Origin of the sequence: Streptomyces tagetis (genome assembly GCF_018069565.1) — a bacterium.
In the GTDB taxonomy this organism is placed as follows: domain Bacteria; phylum Actinomycetota; class Actinomycetes; order Streptomycetales; family Streptomycetaceae; genus Streptomyces; species Streptomyces tagetis.
Genome location: NZ_JAGPNL010000002.1, coordinates 691,631 through 714,678 on the forward strand (window position 1 = coordinate 691,631; position 23,048 = coordinate 714,678).

Here is a 23,048-nt window from a genome sequence, read left to right on the forward strand (position 1 = left end):
CTCGGTCACCAGCGTCCCGTGAGTCACTTGCGGCGCAGGTCCTTGACCCGCTGGATCTTGCCGACCGAGCGCTCCAGCGTCTCCGGGTCGACGATCTCCACCTCGACGCTCAGGCCGACACCGTCCTTGACGCCCCGTCCGATGGCGCCGGCGGCGGCCTCGCGCTCGGCGGGGCCGGCGTCGGGGCGGGCCTCGACCCGGACCGTCATGTGGTCCATGCGCCCTCGCTCGGTCAGCCGGATCTGGAAGTGCGGCGCCACCCCGGGGGTGCGGAGCACGACCTCCTCGATCTGGGTCGGGAAGACGTTCACCCCGCGCAGGATGATCATGTCGTCGCAGCGGCCGGTGACCTTCCGCATCCGGCGGAAGGCGGACCGGGCGGTCCCGGGTAGCAGCGTCGACAGGTCCCGGGTGCGGTAGCGGATGACGGGCAGCGCCTCCTTGGTGAGCGAGGTGAACACGACCTCGCCCTCCTCGCCCTCGGGGAGCACGGCGTCCGTGAACGGGTCGACCACCTCCGGGAAGAAGTGGTCCTCCCATACGTGCAGGCCGTCCTTGGACTCCACGCACTCCTGCGCCACTCCCGGGCCGATGACCTCCGAGAGCCCGTAGATGTCGACGGCGTGGATGCCCGTCCGCTCCTCGATCTCCCGGCGCATCTCCTCGGTCCACGGCTCGGCGCCGAAGATGCCGATCTCCAGGGAGCTGGTGCGCGGATCGACGCCCTGCCGCTCGAACTCGTCGAGCAGCGTGAGCATGTACGAGGGGGTGATCATGATGATCTCGGGCCGGAAGTCGTTGATGATCTGCACCTGGCGGGCCGTCATGCCGCCGGAGGCCGGTATCACCGTGCAGCCGGCGCGCTCGGCGCCGTAGTGCGCGCCCAGCCCGCCGGTGAACAGCCCGTAGCCGTAGGAGACGTGCACCTTGTGGCCGGGGCGCCCGCCCGCGGCGCGGATGCAGCGGGCGACCAGGTCCGCCCACATCGACAGGTCGCCCTCGGTGTACCCGACGACCGTGGGGCGGCCGGTGGTCCCGCTGGAGGCGTGGACGCGCCGCACCTCGGACAGGGGGACGGCGAACATGCCGAAGGGGTAGGTGTCCCGCAGGTCGGCCTTGGTGGTGAAGGGGAAACGGGCCAGGTCGGCGAGGGTACGGCAGTCGTCCGGGCCGACACCGGCGGCGTCGAACTTGCGCCGGTACAGCTCCACGTTCTCGTAGGCGTGCCGCAGGGTCGCGCGCAGGCGGCCGAGCTGGAGCGCCTCCAGTTCGGGGCGGCTCAGGCGCTCGGCGTCGTCCAGCAGCGCGTCGGGGAGGGGCGGCCCGAGGCGGGGCGCGGGGTCCGTCGTGGTCGTCGGCTCGCCGCTCATCGCGCTCCCTCGCCCGTCGTCTCCGCCCCGTCGCGCGGCGCCGCCGCCCGGACGGCGCGGCTGCGCCCCCGGAACTCGGCGATCACCTCGTCGCCGCGCCGCACCGTCACGTCGCAGACCCCGCTGCGGCCGTACCGGGTGCGCTCCTCGGCGCTCGCCACCAGTACGTCGCCCTCGTACGCGGGCGCGGTGAAGACGATGTCGGCGCCGGCCGCGACGGTGACCGGACCGTGGCTGTTGCAGGCGCAGGCGAAGGCGGTGTCCGCGAGCAGGAAGACATAGCCGCCGTGGGCGATCCCGTGCCCGTTCACCATCGAGGCGGTCACCGTCATGCGCAGCACCGCCGTGCCCTCGCCCTGCTCCAGCAGGTCGATGCCCAGCCCTCGGGACGCCTCGTCCGCGGCGAACATCACCGCCGCCGGAGTCCCCGTGGCCTCTGCCGCCATCTCCACCGTCTTTCCGGCACCTCGTGCCCCTCGTGCCCCCAGTGCCCCTCGTGCCCCGACCGACCATTCGGTCACCTTTCGGCACGCCCAGTAATCCAGCCACGTAGTTCCCTGTCAAGGGGTGGGTTACGCCATCCGGGCCGGTCAGGCCCGTGTGGGTGGCGGCGCTCCCGGGTCTTGCCCGGCACCGCGAAACACGGCACACTGAGACCGAACGAATGGTCGGTTGGGAAGCGGGGAGCGATGACGACACAATCCGCCCAGGCGCCGCCCCCGGAGCGGCTCCAGGAGGACTTCGACGCGACGATCGCGCACGACCAGCGGATCGAGCCGCGCGACTGGATGCCCGACGGGTACCGCGGGACGCTGGTGCGCCAGATCGCCCAGCACGCGCACTCGGAGATCATCGGCATGCAGCCCGAGGGCGAGTGGATCGGCCGCGCCCCCTCGCTGCGCCGCAAGGCGATCCTGCTCGCCAAGGTCCAGGACGAGGCCGGCCACGGGCTCTACCTGTACTCCGCCGCCGAGACCCTGGGCACCGACCGCGCCGAGCTGACCCAGCGGCTGATCGAGGGCCGCCAGAAATACTCGTCGATCTTCAATTACCCGACGCTCACCTTCGCCGACGTCGGCGTCATCGGCTGGCTCGTGGACGGCGCCGCGATCTGCAACCAGGTCCCCCTGTGCCGCAGTTCCTACGGGCCCTACGCCCGCGCCATGGTCCGCATCTGCAAGGAGGAGTCCTTCCACCAGCGCCAGGGGTACGAGCTGCTGATGACGATGATGCGCGGCACCGACGCCCAGCGCGAGATGGTCCAGGACGCGGTGGACCGCTGGTGGTGGCCCTCCCTGATGATGTTCGGCCCGCCCGACGACGCCTCGCCCAACTCCGCCCGCTCCATGGCCTGGAAGATCAAGCGGCACAGCAACGACGAACTGCGCCGCCGCTTCGTCGACATGACCGTCCCGCAGGCCGAGAAGCTCGGCGTCACCCTGCCCGACCCCGAGCTGCGCCGGAACGAGCAGAGCGGCCGGTACGACTTCGGCACCCCCGACTGGGACGAGCTGACGCGCGTCATCAAGGGCGACGGCCCCTGCAACGCCGAGCGGATGCGGCGCCGGCGCTCCGCCCACGAGGACGGCGCCTGGGTCCGCGAGGCCGCCACCGCCCACGCGGCCAAGCAGGCCGCCCGCGCACGGAAGGAAGCGGCCGCATGACCGCCGAAGAGCACGGCTGGCCCCTGTACGAGGTGTTCGTCCGCGGCAAGCGCGGCCTCAACCACGTCCACGTCGGCTCGCTCCACGCCGCCGACGACACCATGGCCCTCACCCACGCCCGCGACCTCTACACCCGGCGCAACGAGGGCGTCAGCATCTGGGTGGTGCGCTCCGAGTACATCGCCGCCTCCACCCGCGACGAGAAGGACCCCTTCTTCGCGCCCAGCGCCGACAAGGTCTACCGGCACCCCACCTTCTACGACATCCCCGGCGACGTCCCCCACATCTAGGAGCAGGGCATGAGCGACGACCACGTCTACATGACCCTCGCCGAGGGACACGAGGACGACTCCCGCTGGGCTTTCGGCACCGGCTTCGAGGACCCCCTGCACGGCGTCGACACCGCCGTGCCCGAGGGCGTCGACGCCGCCGCCCTCGCCGCCGACTGCGTGGCCCTCGCCGACGACGCCCTGGTGCTGGCCCAGCGGCTGGCCGAGTGGATCACCCGCGCCCCGGAACTGGAGGAGGAGGTCGCGCTCGCCAACATCGGCCTCGACCTCCTCGGCCAGGCCCGCCTCCTCTACTCCCGCGCCGGACAGACCGACGGCACCGGCCGCGACGAGGACGCCTACGCCTACTTCCGCGACCCCGCCGACTTCCGCAACGTCCGCCTCGCCGAACTGCCCCGCGAGGACTTCGCGTTCGCCGTCACCCGGCTGCTGGTCCTCTCCGCCTGGCGCCTGGAGCACTTCCGGCGCCTGACCGCCCACCCCGACCCCGTCCTCGCCGCCGTCGCCGCCAAGGGCGTCAAGGAACTGACGTACCACCGCCAGTACGCCGCCGAATGGGTCGTCCGCCTCGGCGACGGCACCCCCGAGTCCCACCGCAGGACGCGCACCGCCCTCGACCGCGTCGCCCCCTACCTGGGCGAACTCTTCACCGCCTGCGACGTACGCGAAGAGGTCGTCGCCGTCCTCCGGCAGGTCACCGAGGCCGCCGGACTGCCCATGCCCGCCTACCGGCCGCTGCCCGGCTCGGGCCGCGACGGCGAGCACACCGAACACCTCGCCCCGCTCCTGGCCGAACTGCAGAGCGTGGCCCGCGCCCATCCGGAGGCGACATGGTGACCACCTCCCCCGACGCCCGCCGCGCCCGCCACGTCGCCGAGCAGGTGCCCGACCCCGAGCTGCCCATGCTGACCCTGGCCGACCTCGGCGTCCTGCGCGACGTCGAGGTCACCGGGGACGGCACCGTGGTCGCCGGCCTCACCCCCACCTACTCCGGCTGCCCCGCCATGGCCGAGATGCGGGCGGACGTCGCGGCCCGGCTGCGCGCGGCCGGCTATCCGCGCGTGGAGATCCGCACCGTCCTCGACCCGCCCTGGACCAGCGACTGGATCACCGAGACCGGCCGCCGCAAGCTCACCGAGCACGGCATCGCCCCGCCCGGCGCCGCACCCCGCGGCCCCGTCCCCCTGGTCCTCGCGCCCACCCGCCGCACCGTGCCCTGCCCCCGCTGCGGAGCGACGGACACCGAGGAGACCTCCCGCTTCGCCGCCACGTCCTGCAAGGCGCTGTGGCGCTGCCGGTCCTGCCGCGAGCCGTTCGAGTACGTCAAGGAGATCTGATGGCCCCGACCGCCCCCGCCTCGGAGGCGCCCGCGCGCCCCCGCCGCCGGCCGGCCTTCCACCGCCTGCGCGTCGCCGAGGTCCAGCGGCTCTGCGCGGACGCGGCGGCCGTCGGTTTCGAGATACCCGGGGACCTGGCCGGGGAGTTCGCCTTCGCGCCGGGCCAGTCGCTCACCCTGCGCCGCGAGATCGACGGCCGAGACGAGCGCCGCTCGTACTCGATCTGCTCGCCGGCCGGCTCCCCGCCCCGCATCGGCGTACGCACCGTGCCCGGCGGCCTGTTCTCCTCGTGGCTGGTCGAGGAGGTGCGCCCCGGCGACACCGTCGAGGTGATGGCGCCCACCGGCCGTTTCACCCCCGACCTCGGCACCCCCGGCCACCATGTGCTGATCGCCGCGGGCTCGGGCATCACGCCCATGCTCTCCATAGCCGAGTCGGCGCTCGCCGCCGACGACCGCTCCACCGTCACCCTCTTCTACGGCAACCGCCGCACCGACACCGTCATGTTCGCCGAGGAGCTGGCGGACCTGAAGGACCTCTACCCGGCCCGCTTCCAACTGGCCCACGTGCTCTCCCGCGAACCCCGCGAGGCCGAGGTGCTCTCCGGCCGGCTGGACGCCGAGCGGCTCTCCGCCCTCATCGGCGCCCTCGTCGACGTGGACCGCGCCGACCACTGGTGGCTGTGCGGACCGCAGGGCATGGTCGCCGACGCCCAGCGCGTCCTGACCGGACTCGGCGTGAGCCCCGAGCGGGTCCACCGCGAACTCTTCTTCGCCGACGACGAGCCCGTGCGCGAGACCCGCCACGAGGACACCGGCCCCGCCGGACCCGTCAGCCGCGTCACCGTCACCCTCGACGGCCGCTCCACCACCGCCGACCTCCCCCGGGGGCGCAGCATCCTCGACGGCGCCCAGGCCACCCGCCCCGACCTGCCCTTCGCCTGCAAGGGCGGCGTCTGCGGCACCTGCCGCGCCCTGGTCACCGGCGGCGAGGCCGAGATGCGCCGCAACTTCGCCCTGGAACCGGCCGAGGTCGACGCCGGATACGTGCTGACCTGCCAGTCGTACCCGGTCACGGAGACGCTGACGGTGGACTACGACAGCTAGGGCCCCTCGGCCGTGCCATGGGGCGCGGGCCGCCCCGGCTCGGGGGTGCCGTGCCGGGGCGGTGGTCCGGCGATCCTCAGGGGCTCGCGCAGGTGATGCCGCCCGGCGTCGACGCCGGGCCGTTGGCGGTGAAGCCGAAGGTGACCGTGTCTCCGGCGGGGACGGTGCCGTTCCAGTCGGTGTTGCGGACCGTGACCGAGCCGGTGGCGGCGGAGTTGACGCCGTTCCAGACGCTGGTGAGGGTCTGTCCGGAGGCCAGGGTCAGGCGGACGCTCCAGCCGTTCAGCGGGGCGGAGGAGACGTTGCGGACCGCGACCTCGCCCTGGAAGCCGCCGGACCAACTGGTGACGGTCCGGTAGGTGGCCGTGCAGGCCCCGGCCGGGTCACCGGGACCGCCGGTGCCACCGGCGGACGTCCCGGCCGTCGTGCCGGTGCTCGTACCGGTGGAGGTGCCGGTGGAGGTGCCCGCGCTGGTGCCCGCGCTGGTGCCGGTCGACGTGCCCGCGCTGGTACCGGTGCTCGTCCCCGACGTCGTCCCGGCGCTGGTGCCCGTGCTGGTGCCGCCGGTCGTTCCCGGGCCGCCGAGGACCGGGGTCTGCCAGTTCCGCCACGCCGACAGGTCGGCGGACTTGGCCGGGGCGATCCGGAACACCCCCGGACCCGTGCCCGAGCCCCGCAGGAACGCGCCGATGCTCTGCTGCAACGGGGCCTTCCACTCGGGCCGGACGGCACAGTGCGTGCCGCTCTGCACGTCGGACCAGTACGAGACGTTGGCGCCGGCGCCCAGCGCCTTGTAGACCTCGGCGCCGCCCAGCGCCGCGACCGCGCCGGATCGGGCGCCGAGCCAGTCGATGTGCGGGTTCTCCATGACCAGCAGGCCGCGCGGCGCCACCATGGCGACGACCTCGTGGGTGTCCACCGGCAGCGCTCCGGGGTTCCCGGTGAAGGAGCCGAACGCGTCGCCGAGCCAGGGCTGTTCCGAGTAGGCGCTGCTCAGCGGCTGGGCGCCGTTCTCGCCGGCGACCGCGCGGAAGGCGGCGGTGCCGCCCGTACCCGACTCGATGGGCATGGTCAGCCCGATCCGTTGGTCGAAGGCCCCGGCGACCAGGGCGCCCTTCCCGAACCGCGAGCACCCGGTCACCCCGGTCGCGTCGCCCCGCAGGATGCCGCCGCCCGCCTGCTCGACGACGTCGACGATGCGGCTGACGCCCCACGACCACGCCATGAGGAGCCCGGTACTGCTCGACGAGCCGTAGAGGCTGTAGAAGGCGCCCTGCTTGTTGCCGCGACCGGTGCCCTCCTTGCCGACCGTGTACGGGTCGAAGCTGATGACCGCGGCGCCGGACGCCTTGATGGTCGCCGTGTCCGCCCCCAGCCCGCCGAGGACCACGACCACGGGGAAGGGCCCGGTGCCGCTCGGCAGGTCGACGCCCGCCGTGAAGGCGGCGCTCCTGCCCTGGTGGCTGACGTTCACGGTGATGCCGGTCCGGGAGACAGTCCCCGTGACGCTGTCCGGTCTGCCGGGCTTCGCGCCGTAGACGTGTCTCTCCGCCAGCTCCTTGATCTCCGCCCGGCGGCATCGCCAGTCGGCCTGGGCGGAGATGCGCGAACCGTTCGTCCTGAGGAAGGGATCGGGCAACAGGGCGCCGCCGGGCGGGGTGTTGGTGCCCGGGGAGGGACAGCCGGCCCCGTCGTCCTCGACGCCGGGCCCGGCCGCCTGGGCGGCGACGAGGCCGGCGGCGGGGCCGGTCTGCGGGACGAGGGCGGTGGTGGCGAGCCCCGCGACGGCCACGAGGGCGGCGGCGGCCCACATGCGGGGCCGGAACTTCCGGGACCGGGGCGGGCGTGGGGGGACTGGGCGGAGCAGGCGCACGGGACCTCCTGGGGAAGGCGCGGACGGGTTCCGTGGAGCAGGGTGGGAGCGCTCCCAGGCTAGGAAGGGGGCGCGGGCATGACAACAAGCGGGGCGCCGCTCCCCGAGGTTGGCTATTTTTCGCACTCCTTCCGGAAGTTTCGAAGAACCGGGCCGCCGTCAGGCGCCTCGGGCCGGCGCCGCCGGCCGCCCGCCGGCACCAGGACCGGGGCCAGGGCCGAGGCGACCGCGATACCGGCCGCCGACACCAGGGCCGTTGGAAGGGACCGGGTGGCGAGCGGCCCGGCCAGTGCCGCCCCCGCCGCGAAGCCGGTGATCTTCAGACTGGCCCCGGTCGTGAACACCTGGCCGCGCGACGCCGCCGGCGCCTCCCGGTGCCGGACCGCGAACAGAGCGGTGAGCTGGGGCCCCTCACCGGCGCCGACCACGATCGCGGCGGCCACGAGGGCGGCCGGACCGCCCGTCGCCGCCAGGGCGAACCCGGCCCCCTGGACCAGGGCGCCGGCCCGCACCACCCCGTCGGGCGCCACGGCGTCCGCGTACCGCGCGAACAGGGCGTTGGCCACCAGGGCGGACAGTGCGGCGCAGGCGAACAGCAGCGCGCCGCGCCCCGCCGAGCCGAGCGCGCGTTCCCCGAGCAGCGGCACGCAGGCGGTGAACATCCCCTGGGCCACGCAGCAGATCACCGAGGTCAGCGTCGCCCGCCCCAGCGGGGGCGAGCGCGCCACCACCCGGAATCCGGCGGTGAGAAGGCCGGCCCCGCGGGCGGCGATCCCGCGCCCGGCGACCCCGCGCCCGGCGACCCCGCGGGCGGCACGGCCGTGGGAGGAGGCGCCGGGCCTACGCGGCCGGGATGACGCGGTGCCCTCGCGGAGAGGCCCGCCGGCCCCCCGCCCCCCGTCCCTTGCCCCCGTCCCCGTCCCCGTCCCCGTCTCCCGCCGGGGCAGGCACCACGCCGCCGGTATCGCCAGGGCGATCAGCGCGGCCGACACCCCCACCGCCGCCGGGGCCCCCGCAGCCTCCGCCACCACCCCCGCCAGCGCCGGACCCGCCAGGCTCGCCACCCCGAACGACATGGCGTCCAGCGCGTTCGCCCGGGGCAGCCGGCCGCCCGGCACCACCCGGGGGAGCTGCGCGGTCCAGCCGCCCGACAGCGCGGGACCGAGCAGCCCCGTGACCACCGCGATCAGCAGGGTCAGCGCGAAGGGCAGGCGGCCGAGGGCGGCCAGCACCCCCGTCACCCCCGCCGCGTACAGCAGCAGCGCGACGGCCAGCAGCCGGCCCGGACGGGACGCCGAGTCGAGCAGCGCGCCGATCACCGGCCCGCCCGCAGCCGCCGCGACCGTGACCGCCGCCAGCAGTGACGACGCCTCGGCCGCCGAGCCGGACAGCGCGAATCCGGCCAGCAGCAGCGCGGGCCCCGACATCTCGTCCCCGGCCCGTGCCGCCACCGCCCCCGTCAGATACGCGGTCAGGGGGTATCGCCGCGTCAGCCCTCCGGTCATCCGCGAGACGCTGCGGACGTAACGCAGAACGACGCAATATGCGTTACATTCCGACGGTGTCCCCGCTTCCCGCCGAACCCCCGCCCCGCGCCGAACCCCCGCCCCCGCCCCGCGACCCGCGCTCCGTCCGGCACTCCCCGGCGGCCACCGCCCGGCGCACCGCCGACCTCGTCAACGCGCTCGCCGACGAGACGGCGGGCCCCGGCGACATCGCCGCGCTCCTCCGCGCCCACGGCGAGAACGACCCCGTCGGCCTCACCCCGCACGACCTCGCCGGACTGCGGCAGGCCGCCGGCCGGCTCCGGGAGGTCTTCGCGGCCGGCACCACCACCGACGCCGTCACCGTCCTCAACCGCCTCCTGCACGAGCACACCGGCCCGCTGCGGCTCACCTCCCACCGCGGCGCCTCCCCCTGGCACCCGCACGTCGACCCCGACGACGACGCCCCCTGGCCCGAGTGGTTCCTCGCCTCGTCCTGCCTGGCACTGGCCGTCCTGGTCTGGACCCACCAGCGCCCGCCCGGCGGGATCTGCGCCGCCGACGGCTGCCCCCGGGTCTTCGTCAGCCAGGGCAGCGGCCGGGACCGCCGCTACTGCTCACGCCGCTGCGCGACCCGCGAGCGCGTCGCGGCCCACCGCCGCCGGCACTCCCCGGCCCAGGAGTCCGGACCGTCCGCCCACCCCCATCTACAGTGCTGTAGAAAACGTTCTGGAACTTGATCACTGAGTACGGAGCGGACACGAGCAGGATGACCCAACACCCCGACCACGCGGACACGTTCGCACAGGCCCGCCTGGCACTGGCGCGACGGGCGGGCGCCGTCACCGAGGCCCGCTGGTTCTCCCTCACCGTCTTCGTGCTCATCATCGTCAACGCCGCCCTGCTGGGCGCCGAGACCTTCCGCGGACTGGCCGGGGAATGGCACCAGTGGTTACGCCTCGGCGAGCACCTGTGCCTGGCCGCGTTCACCGTGGAACTGGCGCTGCGGCTGTGCGCGTACGCCGACCGCCCGCGCGCCTTCTTCCGCGATCCGTGGAACCTCTTCGACCTGGCCGTGGTGGCCTGCGCCTTCCTCCCCGTGGTGCGCGAGAACACCACCGTCCTGCGGCTGCTGCGCCTCGCGCGCGTGCTGCGCTCCGCCCGCTTCCTGCCCCAACTGCGCATCGTCATGGTGGCGGTGGTGCGCAGTGTGCCCGGCACCGCGAGCTTCCTGCTCGTCGGCACCCTGCTGATGTACGTCTACGCCATGGTCGGCTGGGTCTTCTTCGGCCGCGACGACCCGGAGCAGTACGGTTCGATCGGCCGCGCCGTGCTGACCCTCTTCCTGCTGATGACGCTGGACGGCCTCGGCGACGCCGTCCACGCGGGGCTCGCCATCTCCCGCTGGAGCATCTTCTACTACGCCTCCTACGTGCTGTTCGCCTCCTTCGTGCTGGTCAACGTGCTCATCGGGGTCGTCATCAGCTCCCTGGAGGAGGCCCGCGAGATCGAGCGGCGGCACGACCGCGACGCCGCCGTACGCTCCGGATCGCCCGAACCGGAGCTCAGGGCGCGCATCGCCGCCGCTCGGCACGCCCTCGACGAACTGGAGGCGAGCCTCGGCCGGCCCCCGCTGCCCGCCGCCCGCACCCGGGACCGCGCACCCGAACCGGACGGCACCCCCGGCGCCCCCCGGCCCGGCTGACCGCCCCCGCGCACGAGGGTGCGGCGGCTCGGCGAGCCGCCGCACCACGGGACCGGTCGGTCGTTCCCCCTTACGTGGCGGTGCAGGTGACGGTGGGCCAGGTCCAGGTGCCGTTGGTCTGGATGGTGACGCCCCAGTTGTTGCCGTTGCCGTTGGGTTTGGCGGTGAGGACCTGTGCGCTGGGGTAGCTCGCCGAGATGTTCCAGGTGGCGATGATCTTCTCGGGGGAGGGGACGTTCATGGTGACGGTCCAGTTGGAGGAGCCGCTGACGGAGACGTTGAGGTTGTAGCGGTCGCTCCACTGCTGTCCGGCGGAGAGGGTGGCGGTGCAGCCCCCACCGCCGCCACCGCCACCCCCGTCTCCGCCGCCGGGACCGCCGCCGTCGGGGGCGACGGCGCGGCCGGTCTGCGGCGAGATCATGCCGGAGCACAGGCCCTTGCCGGCCAGCACCTGGGCGATGCGCGGGATCGCCTCCAGGGTGTTGGCGGGCCATTCGTGCATGAGGACGACCTGCCCGTTGCCGAGCCGGGAGACGGCCTGGACGATGGCGTCGGTGCTCGCGCCGTTCCAGTCCTGCGAGTCGACGTCCCAGAGCACCTCGGTCAGCCCGTACTTGGCCTCGACGGACCGCAGCGTCGCGTTGGTCTCGCCGTAGGGCGGGCGGAAGAGCCTCGGCGTGCCGCCGCCCGCCGAGGAGATCGCCTGCTGGGTGCGGGAGATCTCCGAGTCCATCTGCGCCTGGCTCTGCTGGGTCAGGTGCGGGTGCGTGTAGCTGTGGTTCCCGACCCACATGCCCGCGTCCACCTGCGCCCGTACCTGGGCCGGGTAGGACGCGGCGTACTGGCCCTGGTTGAACATGGTGGCCCGCAGCCCGTTCTGCCGCAACGCGCTGAGCAGCGCGGGCGTCTGACCGCCGTTCGGGCCGTCGTCGAAGGTGAGGCCGACGTACCCGGAGCAGGCCGCGGCCCGAGCCGGGCCCGCGTCGGCGACGACGGTGCCCGCGACGGCCAGCGCGGCGGCGGCCAGGGTCATGACGAGGGAACGCAGCGACGGTCGTGCTCTGGTGCCCATGCCGGGGTCCTCCTTCGCATCAGGTGGCGGTGCAGGTGACGGTGGGCCAGGTCCAGGTGCCGTTGGTCTGGATGGTGACGCCCCAGTTGTTGCCGTTGCCGTTGGGTTTGGCGGTGAGGACCTGTGCGCTGGGGTAGCTCGCCGAGATGTTCCAGGTGGCGATGATCTTCTCGGGGGAGGGGACGTTCATGGTGACGGTCCAGTTGGAGGAGCCGCTGACGGAGACGTTGAGGTTGTAGCGGTCGCTCCACTGCTGTCCGGCGGAGAGGGTGGCGGTGCAGCCCCCACCGCCGCCACCGCCGCCACCGCCACCGCCGCCGCCCCCTCCGCCACCGGAGCCGGACTCGCCCACCGTGATGCTGGAACTGCCGCTGCTCTGGTAGCCCTCGGTGGCGAGGATCATGTAATTGAAGCTGCCCAGGGACATGCCGTTGCGGGCCCAGGCGTCGAAGTGGTTGCCGCTGCTGATCGTGCCGCCGGTCCGCTTCGCCTGGCGCACGCTCCAGTACTGCTTGAACGTCCGCGTGCCCTCGATGGAGGGGGCGTTGACCCGGGTCGTCTCGTAGATGTCGTACGTGCCGCCGTCGCTGGTGACGGTGCCCTTGTACGTGCCCGTGGGCCGGTAGGTGCCCCAGTTGTCGACGACGTAGTACTCGATGAGCGGGTTGGTCGTCCAGCCGTACAGCGTCAGGTACGCGTTGCCGGACGGGTTGAAGCTGCCGGAGTACGTGACGTTCTTGCGTCCGCCGGTGCTCCAGCCCTTGCCGGCCACGAAGTTGCCGGTGTTGTTCCACGAGGTGCTGTAGCTGCCGCCGGAGCCCATGTTCATGGAGACGGTGCCCTGGCTGTCGGTCCAGAAGGAGTAGTAGTAGCCGTTGTCGGTGCCGGTCTGGTTCGTCGTGACGACGGTGTCGGCGGAGGCCGTGCCCGGCAGGAGCATCGCGGCCAGGGCGGCGAGCGCGATGGCCCACGCGGAGCGGACCAGCAGCCTGGTACGGCCCCGTCCGGGGCTTCTGGGACGTGCGAGCGGGTTCATGAGCGTGCTTCCTCCTTGCAGCGGGTGCCGGTGGAGACGGGCAGCGCGAGACGCCCCGGGGGCGGCAGGCGACGGACACGACGCGGACCGCGCGGACCGGCGTCGCGGGAGAACGGGGAAACGGCGGAGCGGGGGGAGCGCGGGGGAGAGCGGGGAGAGCGGGGCAGAGCGGCGGAGGACGCGGAGGAACCGGCCGGGCCGGGTCCTGCCGACGGCGACCAGTGTTGGTCTGTCCCCGTCAAGCGTCAATGCTTTCGGTAAATGTTTCGAATGATTCGGTGGACCGGAGGAGTCGCCCGGGTGGGTTCCGGCCAGTCGGATTAGGGGGAGGCGGTGCGGGTGGTGGCGGACGTACCCGGCGCTCGCGCCCGGGATGCGCCCCGTCTCGTAAGCCTCTCCCGGGCGAAACTTTCGATGATTTTCCGGAGGGAAGGGTGGACCTGAGGTTCCCGGGGGGTCCCCGGAGCCGTAGTAGGCTCCCCGACCACGAGGCTCCCGGGGTGCGCCGGGGCCGGTGATCCGCGGGGGAGTGGCGTGTGGTGCGGCTGAAGGCGTCCCCGGCCGTTTCCGCCGGCGCCGGACGGCGGCTGCCGTGGTCGCGGGAGGTCGGCTGGTTCGTCGTCGTCGGCGTCGCGTCCACCGCCGGGCAGGCCCTCCTGTACTGGCTGCTGCGGGCCTGGTGGCCCCCGGCCGCGGCCAACCTCGCCTCGCTGCTGGTACTGACGGTGCTCAACACGGAGGCGAACCGCCGGCTGACCTTCCGGCACGCCGAGGCGTCGGCCGCCCGCGCCCACCTCGGGGCCGGTGGCCTCTTCCTGCTCGGCTACCTGGTCACCTCCGGGGCGGTGCTCGGCTTCCGGCACGCCGTCCCGCAGGCGTCCCCGGCGGCCGAGACCCTCGTCCTCGCCGCCACCTCGGTCCTGGTCACCGTGGTCCGCTTCACCGTCCTGCGGCTGGCCGTCTTCAGGGGGCCCGCGCGCGAAGGCGGCTGAGCCGCGTACACCCCCGGCGGCCGAGGTGCGTGAACGGAGCCGATGCGCTACAGTCGATCTTGTTCGAACGGCCGCGAGGCCGGGGAGAACGGACACGCGTTGGTCGTCTAAGGAAAGACGCCCCACTTCCTGTGGGGAAATGCAGGTGCAAGGCCCGCCCAGCGCTCCACACGAAGCCCCCGTCCCGGGACACCGGGACGGGGGCTTCCTCGTGCACCCCGGGACGGCGGCGTAGGCGTCGCCGGCGGCCACGTCGGCGGGGTAGTGGTCCGTCCCGCCCGGCCAGTGGTTCCGGATGCGGGCCGAATGCGGTACCGAGGTGTCGAACGTCCGACGCGCCGGGGGGAGCCGGGCGCCGTCGCGGGGTCGGTCATGGGGTCCGCCTGTCTCTTCGCCGGGAACAGGTGATCCGGTCAACGTACGGACGGACGGCCCGGTGCCGTAAGACGGTTGACGTCCCGCGATGCCCCGGGGGCGTCGCGCGGCGGGTGGGGCGACGGCCCCGAGCACGGGCGCGGGCGGCAGGCGTGACCGAGGTCTCCCGGGGCATCGGGGCAGGTGGGGACGGTGGCCGTCGGGATGGTCCGTCCCCGTGTGAGGATGGAGGTCCGGCGGTTGCCGGCGCGCGTGCGCGGAGCCAAGGGCGCAGGCGCGAGCCGCGGAGAAAGGGTGACACCTGATGACTGAGCGTACGCAGCGGGCCCTGCTGGCGGGCGGCTGCTTCTGGGGCATGCAGGAGCTGGTCCGCAAGCAGCCCGGCGTCCTGTCCACCCGGGTCGGATACAGCGGCGGCGAGCTGCCCCACCCCACCTACCGGCACCACGACGGGCACGCCGAGTCGATCGAGATCGTCTTCGACCCGGCCGCGACCGACTACCGGGCGGTCCTGGAGTTCTTCTTCCAGATCCACGACCCGACCACCCGCGACCGGCAGGGCAACGACATCGGGTCGAGCTACCGGTCCGCGATCTTCCACCTCGACGACGAGCAGCGCCGCGTCGCCGAGGAGACCATCGCCGACGTCGAGGCGTCCGGGCTCTGGCCGGGGCCGGTGGTCACCGAGGTCGAGCCGGCCGGTGAGTTCTGGGAGGCCGAGCCCGAGCACCAGGACTACCTCCAGCGCTACCCGAACGGCTACACCTGCCACTTCCCCCGCCCCGGCTGGCGCCTGCCGAAGCGGCAGGAGGTCTGAGCCGCACCCTCCGGCCGGCCCGGGTCCCCCACCCACCCCGGCCGGCGGGCCCGGCTACAGCAGCCCGCTCCAGTACGACCAGAAGCGGGTCAGCACCAGCAGGGCGATCACCCCGTACCAGCCGGTGAGCAGCAGAGCGTGGGTGTCCCGCACCAGGACCCGCACGCCCGGGGGCGCCCGCAGCAGCCCGTGCTCCAGGCAGTGCAGGGCGAGGAACCAGAAGAGGGCGATGGTCACCACCCACACCACGACGCAGTAGGGGCAGAGCTTGTTCAGCTCGTACAGCGACTGCCAGAGCAGCCAGTGGACGAACACCACGCCCACCAGCGCGCCCCCGGCCAGAGCGCGCCACATCCACGGGCGCAGCCGCGTCCCCGCGAGGACGGCCACGCCCACCGCGGCGACGACGGCGAACGCGGACAGGCCCAGCACCATGTTGGGGAAGCCGAACAGGCTCCCCTGCGGGCTGGACATGACCCCGCCGCAGCTCACCACCGGACTGATGTCGCACGAGGGCCGGTAGGCCGGATCGCGCAGCATCCGCCAGTCGTCCACCGTGAGCCGGAACGAGGCGTACCAGCCGACGATCCCGGCGAACAGCAGCACCAGTCCGGTCCGCCGGCCCGCCGCCACCGAGGCCGCGGCCGGCGCCTTCGCCGCGGGGTCCGCCACGGCCGGCTCCGGCCCGCTCACACCGGCCGCCGGGACGACGCGCGCCGGGTACGGGCACCGGGCCCCACCGGCGGGGCCGCGGGGGCGGGGCCGCGCCGCCGGTAGACCAGATACGGCCGGAACAGGTAGCCGACCGGCGCGCTCCACACGTGCACCAGCCGCGTGAACGGCCAGGCGGCGAAGAGCAGGCAGGCGCTGAGCGCGTGCAGCCGGAACAGCAGCGGCGCCCCGGCGATCGCCTCCGGCCGCGGCTGGAGCGCGAACAGCCCCCGGAACCAGACGGAGACGGTGTCCCGGTAGTCGTAGCCGTCGCCGAACACGTTGTGCGCGGCGGTCGCCGTGATGCCGAGCAGCACGGTCGCCGACAGCAGCGGGAACAGCAGCTTGTCGCTGCGGTCCGTGCCCAGCCGCACCCGGCGGGAGAGCAGCCGCCGGGCGCACAGCATCCCCAGCCCGGTCACCATGGCCACCCCGGCCACCGAACCGGCCCACACCGCCGTCGTGTGGTAGGTGTGCTCGTCGATGCCCACGGCCCGCGTCCAGGAGGCCGGCACGGCGAGCCCCACGACATGGCCCGCGATCACCATGAAGGCGCCCAGGTGGAACAGGGGGCTGCCCCAGCGCAGCGCGCGGTGCTCCAGGAGCTGGCTGGTGCGCGAGGTCCAGCCGAACTGGTCCTGGCGGTAACGCCACACGTGCCCCACCACGAACACCGCGAGGCAGGCGTACGGCACCGCCACCCACAGCAGCAGCTCCGTACCGCTCACGGGGGCGGCGCTCGGCCAGGCGGCCGGATCGGCGCTCATGGACGTCCGCCCCCCGCCGTGCCCGGCGCCTGGCCCGGCACCCGCGTCGGCGGCGCCGCGACCGGCGGCACGAACGCCCCCGGCGGGGCGAACTCCCCGGCCCCGTAAGCCGCGTCGGCCCCGGGGGCGCCGTACGGGTCGAGCCCCACCTCCTCGCCGGGCGGGCCCTCGGCGGCCAGCTTCGCCACGGCCTCCCGGTCCGCCCGCGTCGCCGCCGGCAGCAGGGTCAGCAGCGCCGACAGCACGTGCCGGTACGGGGAACCCGTGTCGGACAGTGCCCGGTGGATCAGCTCCAGCCCCCGGCGGTGGCGGCGCAGCGGGGCCTCTCCCGCGCCCGGACCGGCCAGCGCGGCGAACTCCAGCACCACCGGCAGGTGGTCCGGCAACTCCCCGCCGTCCGCCTCCCAGCCGGCCGCCCGGTACGTCTGGGCCAGGGTCAGCAGGGCCATGCCCCGGCGCCGGGTGTCCCCGTGCAGATAGTAGGTGAGGTACAGGCTGCTCCGGCGGCGCAGGTCGAACACCTCGACGTAGTGGCGGGCCGCCGCGTCCCCCTCCTGGGCGGTGAACCAGGCGGTGAACGCGGCCAGTTCGGCGGCGGCCGGGGACGACGGCAGCCCGGCCACCGCGGACGCCAGACGGTGCCGCTCCGCCATCAGCTCGCCGTCCGGGTACTGGAGCAGCAGCGACAGCAGCCGCAGCAGCAGCGCCCGCTCCTCCCGCTCCTCGGGCGTCAGCGGCGCACGGCGCCGCACGGCCGCGCGGACGCGGGTGCGGACGATGGCCGGGATGGTGGCGGGCAGGGGGCTCATGCGGGTCCTTCCGAGGGGGTGCGGCGCAGGGTCGGGATGCCGAGCGAGACCGTGCGCCCGGCCGGCTCTCCGGCGCCCTCCACGGGGCACCGGTTCTCCAGGGCGCTCAGCGCCGCCGCGTCCTCGCGGTGCGCGGCCGGCACCACATAGCGGTCGGCGTACTTGGCGACCGCGAGCAGCCGGTGCAGCTCCTCGGCGCCGGACGGGGTCAGCCCCACCGCCCGCAGGGCCGCCTCCTGTTCGCCGCCCGCCTCGCCGAGGGCGGCGGCGCGCATGTACGAGCGCAGCGCGGTCAGCTTCATCAGGACCCCGCCGACCACGTCGGTGTCCCCGGCGGTGAAGAGGCTCGCCAGGTACTCCAGCGGGATGCGCAGCCGGGTCACGGCGGCGAAGACGTGGTCGGGGTCGTCCTGGTCGCCGCCGGCCGCGTCGACGGCGTCCAGCACGGGGGAGAGCGGCGGCACGTACCAGACCATCGGCAGGGTCCGGTACTCCGGATGCAGCGGCAGCGCCACCCGGTGGCGCATCACCAGGTCGTACACGGGGGAGCGGCGGGCGGCCTCCAGCCAGTCCTCGGGGATGCCGGAGCGCCGGGCCGCCGCGATCACCCGGGGGTCGGACGGGTCGAGGAAGACACCGCGCTGCGCCTCCAGCAGGTCCTGTTCGCCGGGTGTCGCCGCGGCCTCGCCGACCCGGTCGGCGTCGTAGAGCAGCAGGCCCAGGTAGCGCAGGCGGCCCACGCACGTCTCGGAGCAGACCGTGGGCTGTCCGGCCTCGATGCGAGGGAAGCAGAAGGTGCACTTCTCCGCCTTGCCGGTGGCGTGGTTGACGTACACCTTCTTGTACGGGCAGGCGGTGACGCACATCCGCCAGCCGCGGCAGCGGTCCTGGTCGACCAGGACGATGCCGTCCTCGACCCGCTTGTACAGGGCGCCCGAGGGGCACGCCGACACGCACGCCGGGTTGAGGCAGTGCTCGCACAGGCGGGGCAGGTGGAAGAGGAAGGTCTGCTCGAACTCGAACCGGACCCGCTCCGCCCACGCCCCGCCGAGGTTCGGGTCGCCGCCGGCGTGCTCGGGGGCGCCGCCGAGACCGTCCTCCCAGTTCGCGCCCCAGGTGACGGCGGTCGGCTCGCCGGTCAGCGCCGAGCGCGGCCGGGCCACCGGGACGTCGTTGCCGGCCGGGGCGGAGAGCAGGGTGTCGTAGTCGTAGGTCACCGGCTCGTAGTAGTCCTCGATGCCCGGCAGGTCCGGGTTGGAGAAGAGCGACAGCAGCCGCCGCACCCGGCCCCCCGAGCGCAGCACCAGCCGGCCCCGCCGGTCCAGCGCCCAGCCGCCCTTCCACCGCTCCTGGTCCTCGTGGCGGCGCGGGTAGCCGATGCCGGGCTTGGTCTCGACGTTGTTGAACCAGGCGTACTCCACGCCCGTCCGGTTGGTCCACGTCTGCTTGCAGGTGACCGAGCAGGTGTGACAGCCGATGCACTTGTCCAGGTTCATCACCATGGCGATCTGTGCCATCACACGGCCCACGGGGGCTTCGGCGTCCGGCATGTCAGTACTCCACGTCCTGCGAGCGGCGGCGGATCACGGTGACCTCGTCACGCTGGTTGCCGGTGGGTCCGTAGTAGTTGAAGGCGTACGTGAACTGGGCGTAGCCGCCCGCGAGATGGGTCGGCTTGAGCAGCAGCCGGGTGAGCGAGTTGTGGATGCCGCCGCGTTTGCCGCCGACCTCGGTCTTCGGCACGTTCACCGTGCGGTCCTTGGCGTGGTACATGTACACGGTGCCCTCGGGCATGCGGTGGGTGACCACGGCGCGGGCGGTGACCACGCCGTTGCGGTTGTACGCCTCGATCCAGTCGTTGTCCGCGGCGCCGATCTTCTCCGCGTCCGCCGTCGACATCCAGATCACCGGCCCGCCCCGGGAGAGCGCCAGCATGTACGCGTTGTCCTGGTACTCGGAGTGGATCGACCACTTGGAGTGCGGTGTGAGGTAACGCACCGTCACCTCCGCCGGTCCGTCGCGCAGTTCCTCGTCGCCGTAGTGGCGGCGGGCGTCCAGCGGCGGCCGGTAGACCGGCAGGTGCTCGCCGAGTTCGGCCAGCCAGTCGTGGTCGACGAAGAAGTGCTGGCGGCCGGTGAGGGTGTGCCAGGGCTTGCGGTGCTCCACGTTGATGACGAACGGCGAGTAGCGGCGCCCGCCGGTCTCCGAACCCGACCACTCGTACGAGGTGATGACCGGGCGGGGCTGGGCGCGGGTGTCGGCGAACGTGATGCGCTCGGCCACCCGCTCGGAGGCCAGCTCCGCCAGGCCCGAGGCGCCGGTCCGCCGCTCCAGCACCCGGAACCCCTCGGTGGCCAGCCGCCCGTTGGTGGTGCCGGACAGGGCGAGGATCGCCTCGCACAGGTCGGAGGCGGTGGCGAGCGAGGGCCGGCCCGCCGCGACGCCCTCGCGGACCGTGCCGCAGCGGCGGCGCAGCTCCTCCAGCTCCGGCCCCGGGTCGACGGTCACGCCCTTGGTGGTCGTGCCCAGGCTGTCCAGCAGCGGGCCGACGGCGCGCATCTTCTCGGCGACGGCACCGTAGTCCCGCTCGACGGTGACCAGCCGGGGCATGGTGCGGCCCGGGACCGGCTCGCACTCGCCGTGCCGCCAGTCCCGCACCACGCCGCCCGGCTGGGCGAGTTCGTCCGGGGTGTCGTGCTGGAGCGGCACCGCGAGCACGTCGGTACGGGTGCCCAGGTGCGTCGCCGCCAGCTCGCTGAACCGGTCGGCGAGGGTCAGGAACGTGTCGTAGTCGGTACGGGACTGCCAGGGCGGCGCGATCGCCGGGGTGAAGGCGTGCACGAACGGGTGCATGTCCGTGCTGGACAGGTCGTCCTTCTCGTACCAGGTCGCCGCGGGCAGCACCACGTCGGCCATCAGCCCGGTCGACGTCATCCGGAAGTCCATCGCGACCAGCAGGTCGAGCTTGCCCTCGGGCGCCTCCTCCCGCCACACCACCTCCTCGGGACGGGCTCCGGGCGGGGTCTCGCCGCCGCGCACCGCGTGGTCGGTGCCGAGCAGGTGCCGCAGGAAGTACTCGCTGCCCTTGCCGGAGGAGCCGAGCAGGTTGGCCCGCCACACGGTCAGCACCCGCGGGAAGTTGGCCGGGTCGTCCGGGTCCTCGGCCGCGAACCGCAGCCGCCCCGCCTTCAGTTCGTCCACCACGTGCTCGGCGACGGGCCTGCCCGCCGCGGCGGCCTCGTCCGCGAGGTCCAGCGGATTGCGGCCGAACCCGGGATGGCCCGGCGTCCAGCCCAGCCGCACCGCCTGCGCCAGACAGTCCGCGAACGCCTGCCCCCGGAACCGTCCCTCGCCCAGCGGGGAGGCCAGCTCGTCGGGCCCGAACGCCTCGTAGCGCCACTGGTCGGTGTTGAGGTACCAGTACGAGGTGCCCGCCATGTGCCGGGTGGGACGCTGCCAGTCGAAGGCGAACGCCAGATGCTGCAACCCGGTGAGCGGACGGACCTTCTCCTGCCCCACGTAGTGCGCCCAGCCGCCGCCGTTGACACCCTGGCAGCCGGTCATCGTGGTCAGCGCGAGGAACGCCCGGTAGATGGTGTCGGAGTGGAACCAGTGGTTCGTCCCCGCCCCCATGGCGATCATCGAACGGCCGCGGGTCCGCTCGGCGTTGCGGGCGAACTCCCGCGCGATCCGCGCCGCCTGCGCGGCCGGCACCGACGTGACCGTCTCCTGCCAGGCCGGCGTGTACGGCTGGTCCGCGTCCTCGTACGAGGTGGGCCAGGAGCCCGGCAGGCCCGGCCTCGACACCCCGTACTGGGCGAGCATCAGGTCGAAGACGGTCGTCACCAGCCGGCCGCCGACCCGGCGCACGGGCACCCCGCGCACCAGGACCGAACCTCCCTCGGTGGCGCCCTCGTCGAACCGCGGCAGCGCCACCTCGACGGTCGCCTCCGCCCGCTCCAGCAGGCTCAGTTCGGGCACCACCCCGTCCAGGTCCAGGTTCCAGCGGCCCTGCCCGGACGGGCCCCAGCGAAAGCCCAGCGAACCGTTGGGCACGACCGGCTCACCGGTGGCCGCGTCCAGCAGCACCGTCTTGAACTCCGCGTGCTCCTCCTTGCGGCCCAGGTCGGCGGCGGTCAGGAAACCGTCCGGGACCAGCCCCCGAGGATGCTCGCGCAGCGACACCAGGAACGGGGCGTCGGTGAAGGACCGCAGGTAGTCCCGGAAGTACGGCACCTCTCGGTCGACCAGGAACTCGCGCAGGATCACGTGCCCCATGGCCATCGCCAGCGCCCCGTCGGTGCCCGGGTGCGGGGCGAGCCACTCGTCGGCGTGCTTCACGTTGTCCGCGTAGTCCGGGGCGACCGCGACGACCTTGGTGCCGTTGTAACGGGTCTCCGTGAGGAAGTGGGCGTCCGGCGTCCGGGTCACCGGGATGTTGGAACCCCACATGATCAGGTAGCCCGCGTTCCACCAGTCGGCCGCCTCCGGCACGTCCGTCTGGTCGCCGAAGACCTGCGGCGAGGCCACCGGCAGGTCCGCGTACCAGTCGTAGAACGAGAGCAGGGTGCCGCCGATCAGCGACATGAACCGGGCCCCGGCCGCGAACGACGCCATCGACATCGCCGGGATCGGGGAGAACCCGGCGACCCGGTCCGGACCGTACTCCTTGACCGTGTGCACGTGCGCGGCGGCCACCAGCTCCGCCACCTCGTCCCAGTCGGCCCGCACCAGACCGCCCTTGCCGCGGGCCCGCTTGTACCTCCGCGCCTTCTCCGGATCGCCGGTGATCTCGGCCCAGGCCGCCACCGGATCGCCCAGCCGCTCCCGCGCCTCCCGCCACATCTCCAGCAGCACGCCCCGCACATAGGGGTAGCGGACGCGGCTCGGGGAGTAGGTGTACCAGGAGAACGACGCCCCGCGCGGGCAGCCGCGCGGCTCGTACTCGGGGCAGTCCGCGCCGATCGACGGATAGTCGGTGGCCTGGTGCTCCCAGGTGATGATGCCGTCCTTGACGTACACCATCCACGAGCAGGAACCGGTGCAGTTCACCCCGTGGGTCGAGCGCACCACCTTGTCGTGCGACCAGCGGTCGCGGTAGAAGCCCTCCCACTCGGTGCCGCCGGCGCCGAAGACGGCCCGTCCGTCGGCCGACACCTCACGGCGCGTCAGCAGCCTGCGGGCGGCGAGGGGCCACCCCTCCGCGACGGCCGGGCGCCGGGGCCCGTTGCGCTCGTTTCCCATGGTCGAAACGGTAGGCGGCACCCGCCGCGCCGCCCCGGGGCCGCCGGGCCCCGCCCGGCCGGAGTCCGGCCCATCGCGCGCCCGTAGTCCAGGGACCAACGGCCCTCTTGGCAGGGCCGATCGGCCGCGAGTCCGGCGGGCTCGGCGGTGCATGCTGGCACTGATCGAACCGCTGACGCCCACCGCGACGACGGCACGGGCCGGACCAGGTCATTCCCCCGTCCCTGGCCCCGGCGACGTGACGGCGTACGGCACGCGTCAACCGGTCCGGTCCCGCGTCCGGCCGCCGCCCACCGCGGCCGGGCGCGGTCAATCCGCTCCCCGGAACCGGCCCCCGGCCGGCCCCTGACGACCCGGCGGACGAGCCGTTCCCCGCCCGCGTCGGGCGCCGGCGCC

The 23,048-nt window shown here is 73.8% G+C and carries 20 protein-coding genes and 1 pseudogene; 9 read left to right on the plus strand and 12 right to left on the minus strand.

Translation table 11 applies throughout. The features are described 5' to 3' along the window. Nucleotides 1-23 precede the first annotated feature (23 nt). Nucleotides 24-1,370: a phenylacetate--CoA ligase PaaK gene (gene paaK, locus J5Y05_RS11180; RefSeq protein WP_210871053.1), complete on the minus strand. Its 1,347-nt coding sequence runs from the start codon at nucleotides 1,368-1,370 to the stop codon at nucleotides 24-26. After that, complete coding sequence (paaI, locus tag J5Y05_RS11185) at nucleotides 1,367-1,816, minus strand: hydroxyphenylacetyl-CoA thioesterase PaaI (protein ID WP_210871451.1); 450 nt, start codon at nucleotides 1,814-1,816, stop codon at nucleotides 1,367-1,369. The genes paaK and paaI overlap by 4 nt, the downstream gene beginning before the upstream one ends. A 243-nt stretch (nucleotides 1,817-2,059) precedes the next feature. Between paaI and paaA the strand changes: the two genes are divergently transcribed. From paaA to paaE, 5 genes are read left to right on the plus strand one after another with little or no spacing between them, the layout of a single operon-like run. After that, nucleotides 2,060-3,034 (plus strand): 1,2-phenylacetyl-CoA epoxidase subunit PaaA, encoded by a 975-nt coding sequence (gene paaA / locus J5Y05_RS11190; RefSeq protein ID WP_210871056.1) that lies wholly within the window; start codon nucleotides 2,060-2,062, stop codon nucleotides 3,032-3,034. Then, nucleotides 3,031-3,324 (plus strand): 1,2-phenylacetyl-CoA epoxidase subunit PaaB, encoded by a 294-nt coding sequence (paaB, locus tag J5Y05_RS11195; protein ID WP_210871058.1) that lies wholly within the window; start codon nucleotides 3,031-3,033, stop codon nucleotides 3,322-3,324. Before paaA ends, paaB begins: the two co-directional genes overlap by 4 nt. 9 nt (nucleotides 3,325-3,333) lie before the next feature. After that, nucleotides 3,334-4,161 carry a 1,2-phenylacetyl-CoA epoxidase subunit PaaC gene (gene paaC, locus J5Y05_RS11200; RefSeq protein ID WP_210871061.1) on the plus strand — a complete coding sequence of 276 codons (828 nt, stop codon included), beginning with the start codon at nucleotides 3,334-3,336 and terminating at the stop codon, nucleotides 4,159-4,161. Further along, a complete protein-coding gene (gene paaD / locus J5Y05_RS11205) occupies nucleotides 4,155-4,661 on the plus strand; it encodes a 1,2-phenylacetyl-CoA epoxidase subunit PaaD (RefSeq protein ID WP_210871063.1) in 507 nt (168 codons plus the stop codon). The genes paaC and paaD overlap by 7 nt, the downstream gene beginning before the upstream one ends. Beyond that, a complete protein-coding gene (paaE, locus tag J5Y05_RS11210; RefSeq protein WP_210871065.1) occupies nucleotides 4,661-5,767 on the plus strand; it encodes a 1,2-phenylacetyl-CoA epoxidase subunit PaaE in 1,107 nt (368 codons plus the stop codon). The genes paaD and paaE overlap by 1 nt, the downstream gene beginning before the upstream one ends. A gap of 76 nt (nucleotides 5,768-5,843) precedes the next feature. Here the strand turns inward: paaE and J5Y05_RS11215 are convergent, their stop codons facing one another. Both J5Y05_RS11215 and J5Y05_RS11220 read right to left on the minus strand, forming a co-directional pair. After that, nucleotides 5,844-7,580, minus strand: a complete 1,737-nt coding sequence (locus tag J5Y05_RS11215) for a glucuronyl esterase domain-containing protein (protein WP_210871067.1) — start codon at nucleotides 7,578-7,580, stop codon at nucleotides 5,844-5,846. Nucleotides 7,581-7,753: 173 nt separating this feature from the next. Next, nucleotides 7,754-9,145 (minus strand): MFS transporter, encoded by a 1,392-nt coding sequence (locus J5Y05_RS11220; protein ID WP_210871068.1) that lies wholly within the window; start codon nucleotides 9,143-9,145, stop codon nucleotides 7,754-7,756. Between the two features lie 56 nt (nucleotides 9,146-9,201). Here J5Y05_RS11220 and J5Y05_RS11225 point away from each other — a divergent pair, with 56 nt between their 5' ends. After that, nucleotides 9,202-9,864, plus strand: a complete 663-nt coding sequence (locus tag J5Y05_RS11225) for a CGNR zinc finger domain-containing protein (RefSeq protein WP_307853840.1) — start codon at nucleotides 9,202-9,204, stop codon at nucleotides 9,862-9,864. 29 nt (nucleotides 9,865-9,893) lie between these two features. Continuing rightward, nucleotides 9,894-10,829, plus strand: coding sequence for an ion transporter (locus J5Y05_RS11230; protein WP_210871072.1), 936 nt, complete (start codon nucleotides 9,894-9,896; stop codon nucleotides 10,827-10,829). Between the two features lie 70 nt (nucleotides 10,830-10,899). Here J5Y05_RS11230 and J5Y05_RS11235 read toward each other — a convergent pair whose 3' ends face one another. Continuing rightward, the gene (locus J5Y05_RS11235; RefSeq protein ID WP_210871074.1) at nucleotides 10,900-11,901 is read right to left on the minus strand and encodes a polysaccharide deacetylase family protein; all 1,002 of its coding nucleotides are present in this window, start codon (nucleotides 11,899-11,901) and stop codon (nucleotides 10,900-10,902) included. A 19-nt stretch (nucleotides 11,902-11,920) separates the two neighbouring features. Further along, a complete protein-coding gene (gene xynA / locus J5Y05_RS11240) occupies nucleotides 11,921-12,937 on the minus strand; it encodes an endo-1,4-beta-xylanase XynA (protein WP_210871076.1) in 1,017 nt (338 codons plus the stop codon). A gap of 536 nt (nucleotides 12,938-13,473) precedes the next feature. On the opposite strand from xynA, the gene J5Y05_RS11245 reads away from it, so the two are divergent. Further along, nucleotides 13,474-13,929 carry a GtrA family protein gene (locus J5Y05_RS11245; RefSeq protein WP_307853841.1) on the plus strand — a complete coding sequence of 152 codons (456 nt, stop codon included), beginning with the start codon at nucleotides 13,474-13,476 and terminating at the stop codon, nucleotides 13,927-13,929. A gap of 216 nt (nucleotides 13,930-14,145) precedes the next feature. On the opposite strand, the pseudogene J5Y05_RS32600 reads toward J5Y05_RS11245, so the two are convergent. Next, nucleotides 14,146-14,303, minus strand: a pseudogene (locus tag J5Y05_RS32600) (SAM-dependent methyltransferase); the annotation flags it as partial. A 305-nt stretch (nucleotides 14,304-14,608) separates the two neighbouring features. Between J5Y05_RS32600 and msrA the strand changes: the two are divergent. Continuing rightward, the gene (gene msrA, locus J5Y05_RS11255; RefSeq protein ID WP_210871079.1) at nucleotides 14,609-15,121 is read left to right on the plus strand and encodes a peptide-methionine (S)-S-oxide reductase MsrA; all 513 of its coding nucleotides are present in this window, start codon (nucleotides 14,609-14,611) and stop codon (nucleotides 15,119-15,121) included. Nucleotides 15,122-15,175: 54 nt separating this feature from the next. On the opposite strand, the gene J5Y05_RS11260 is transcribed toward msrA, so the two are convergent. Genes J5Y05_RS11260 through J5Y05_RS11280 form a run of 5 tightly spaced genes read right to left on the minus strand, consistent with a single transcriptional unit; the run spans nucleotide 15,176 to nucleotide 22,652 of the window. After that, on the minus strand, nucleotides 15,176-15,793 hold the full coding sequence (locus J5Y05_RS11260) for a vitamin K epoxide reductase family protein (RefSeq protein WP_210871081.1): 618 nt from the start codon (nucleotides 15,791-15,793) through the stop codon (nucleotides 15,176-15,178). A gap of 17 nt (nucleotides 15,794-15,810) precedes the next feature. After that, nucleotides 15,811-16,599 (minus strand): respiratory nitrate reductase subunit gamma, encoded by a 789-nt coding sequence (gene narI, locus J5Y05_RS11265; protein ID WP_210871083.1) that lies wholly within the window; start codon nucleotides 16,597-16,599, stop codon nucleotides 15,811-15,813. Next, entirely contained in the window at nucleotides 16,596-17,408 is an 813-nt protein-coding gene (gene narJ, locus J5Y05_RS11270) for a nitrate reductase molybdenum cofactor assembly chaperone (RefSeq protein ID WP_210871085.1), read from the minus strand. Before narJ ends, narI begins: the two co-directional genes overlap by 4 nt. Beyond that, a complete protein-coding gene (gene narH / locus J5Y05_RS11275; RefSeq protein ID WP_210871087.1) occupies nucleotides 17,405-18,958 on the minus strand; it encodes a nitrate reductase subunit beta in 1,554 nt (517 codons plus the stop codon). Before narH ends, narJ begins: the two co-directional genes overlap by 4 nt. A 1-nt stretch (nucleotide 18,959) precedes the next feature. Continuing rightward, nucleotides 18,960-22,652 carry a nitrate reductase subunit alpha gene (locus J5Y05_RS11280; RefSeq protein ID WP_210871090.1) on the minus strand — a complete coding sequence of 1,231 codons (3,693 nt, stop codon included), beginning with the start codon at nucleotides 22,650-22,652 and terminating at the stop codon, nucleotides 18,960-18,962. Nucleotides 22,653-23,048 lie beyond the last annotated feature (396 nt).